The organism is uncultured Anaerovibrio sp. (genome assembly GCA_902786545.1).
GTDB lineage: Bacteria > Bacillota > Negativicutes > Selenomonadales > Selenomonadaceae > Anaerovibrio.
The window spans coordinates 1-2,016 of sequence record CADACU010000101.1; the positions used below are offsets into that span (position 1 = coordinate 1).

Genomic DNA, 2,016 nt, shown 5'->3' on the forward strand with positions numbered 1-2,016 from the left:
GGAGAAGCCTGGGAAGAGGTACAACGGGTAATACGAACCATCAGCCCATACAGCAGCAAACCTTGGGAATTCTCCTGCCCTGAAGTGGAACAGGCCGCCAGACAGTTCGGCCTCATGGAGCTTTGCAGGCTCCATGAGAATGAGGTCAACACAGCCCGCGCCCAGTTCATGCGCATCTACAATCAGCAGCAAGAAAAGCTGAAAATGCAGCGGGAAATGAAGGCTGTACTCCAAACTCTGCCACCATCCAGAAAAACGCAATTCTTAGCGGTGGCGAGAAGCATTATGGCCCCCAAACCTCTACTTCAATAGCTACTTTGGATTTATATGAAATATAGGTGATCCAGCAAGACGGAGCCACCATCTTTGCCCCACTACGTGAAAAGGCTGCAGAACTGAGCCAAGAGTTTACTGCTGCCGGGAAGGTGGCAGCAAAGCAAATCCGGGAGGCGGGGAAGCCGGACTGGGTGGAGGTGTTGGTAAGAGGATTGGTTACAGCCCTATGGTATGTCTGCATAACGGGGGCGTTATGTATTGGATATATGGAATCAAGGATATCCATCAGGAATTGGAGTACCTTCATAACCGGGTAGATATCATCCAGTATAACCAGACCATCCCGGGAGCTAAGTTTAGCCCTTGGGATATGAAGGAGTTTTATGAGGCGTGGGATAATCAGAATGAGTATATAAGGAACGAAATCTTCAAGACTTCTAAAAAGTAGTCAACAGTATTTTTAAGAGGACATATATCCCTGGAGAATATATGTCCTCTTTTTGCCACCTGTTATAAAATGGAATAGGTGGTGCTTTGAGTTTGTTCTATTTTTTAACATAATTCTATTGACATATATGGAACATATGGGTATAATATAATCAAACAGATAGATGGTCCTTGAAAAATACATACGGTTGGGTGCATCGCCCACCCCAACGCCTCGTGGCTTATATTGTGCTTGTAGTGACGCAAGCTGGCGAAAGTCCACTGTTCGCTGACTTCTGGGATAAGTGGCAAAGACTTGATCTTTTGTTGGAAAATCGAAATTTTTAATGTAAAGTTGCCGATATCTGCTACAGCAGGTACAACGGTAGCATCAATTTTCAAAAGTATTAGTGGAAAATTTAAAAAGTACCACTATGGTAAATAGGAGGAAATTTATTATGACGAATGAACAATATGAGGCTTGCCAGTACATTATTCACTCAGCAGCTGCTGCTTCTGCAGCTGCTGGAGCATTGCCTATCCCTGGCTCAGATTCAGTAGCTATTGTGGCAGCTCAGACTGCTATGGTGTTCTCTTTGTCCAAAGTTTTCGACGTAAGACTGACTCAAGCTTCCGCAGAAGCTATGGCATTAACTACGATTACCAAGTATTCTGGAAGATTAGTGGCTGGCGGGCTGATCAAGTTGATTCCCTTTGCGGGGACAGTTGTCGGAGGGTGTGTTAATGCAACTGTAGCAGCTTCTATTACTGAAACTATGGGGTGGGAAGTTGCCCGGGATTTCGATAGGCAGGCAGCTTAAATAGTTGCATTTTGTGGACGGTAAAGAGGGGGCTTTTGTATAGCCCCTGCCGTATTCACAGCAATAATGTGAGGGAAAAATGATGAAAGCTTATGATGTTAACAGTATGAAAATTGAACTGAAAAAAATTTTCAAAGGATACCGAATTATGACCAAGTGGCTGAGAAAACAACTAAAAAAGCTAGGATTGGTTGTAGTTGAAGGCAGCAAACATTATAAGCTAGTTACATTGTGTAATCATTATGTATGTACAATAGCCAAGACAGCAAGTGATTTTAGGAGTGGTTATAACATAGTTCACGATATTTGTTATGGAATATCTAAAAATGTAAATAAGGTTCCGTTGGAATGAATTAGGAGGCAAGAAATATGAAACTCAGTATGGAATCAGTAGATAAGCTTTTTTTAGACGTGTTTATTTATAATGATAAGTATAACTTTACCCCAGAACCTCTTCGTGATTTTATGAATTTGGTAGCAAAAGATGGTACCA

The 2,016-nt window shown here is 42.3% G+C and carries 4 protein-coding genes; 3 read left to right on the top strand and 1 reads right to left on the bottom strand.

Features of this window, described 5'->3' with window-relative positions; all coding sequences use genetic code 11:
• On the bottom strand, window positions 1-234 hold a 234-nt coding region (locus tag QZV24_RS10470), incomplete at its 3' end, for a hypothetical protein (RefSeq protein WP_294523601.1).
• Window positions 235-529: 295 nt separating this feature from the next.
• Here QZV24_RS10470 and QZV24_RS10475 point away from each other — a divergent pair.
• The 3 genes from QZV24_RS10475 to QZV24_RS10485 all read left to right on the top strand — a co-directional run bounded on the left by QZV24_RS10475 (window position 530) and on the right by QZV24_RS10485 (window position 1,875).
• Window positions 530-724 carry a hypothetical protein gene (locus tag QZV24_RS10475; RefSeq protein ID WP_294523603.1) on the top strand — a complete coding sequence of 65 codons (195 nt, stop codon included), beginning with the start codon at window positions 530-532 and terminating at the stop codon, window positions 722-724.
• A gap of 436 nt (window positions 725-1,160) precedes the next feature.
• Window positions 1,161-1,523: a DUF697 domain-containing protein gene (locus QZV24_RS10480; protein WP_294523605.1), complete on the top strand. Its 363-nt coding sequence runs from the start codon at window positions 1,161-1,163 to the stop codon at window positions 1,521-1,523.
• Window positions 1,524-1,605: 82 nt separating this feature from the next.
• Window positions 1,606-1,875, top strand: coding sequence for a hypothetical protein (locus QZV24_RS10485; RefSeq protein WP_294523607.1), 270 nt, complete (start codon window positions 1,606-1,608; stop codon window positions 1,873-1,875).
• Window positions 1,876-2,016: the final 141 nt, after the last annotated feature.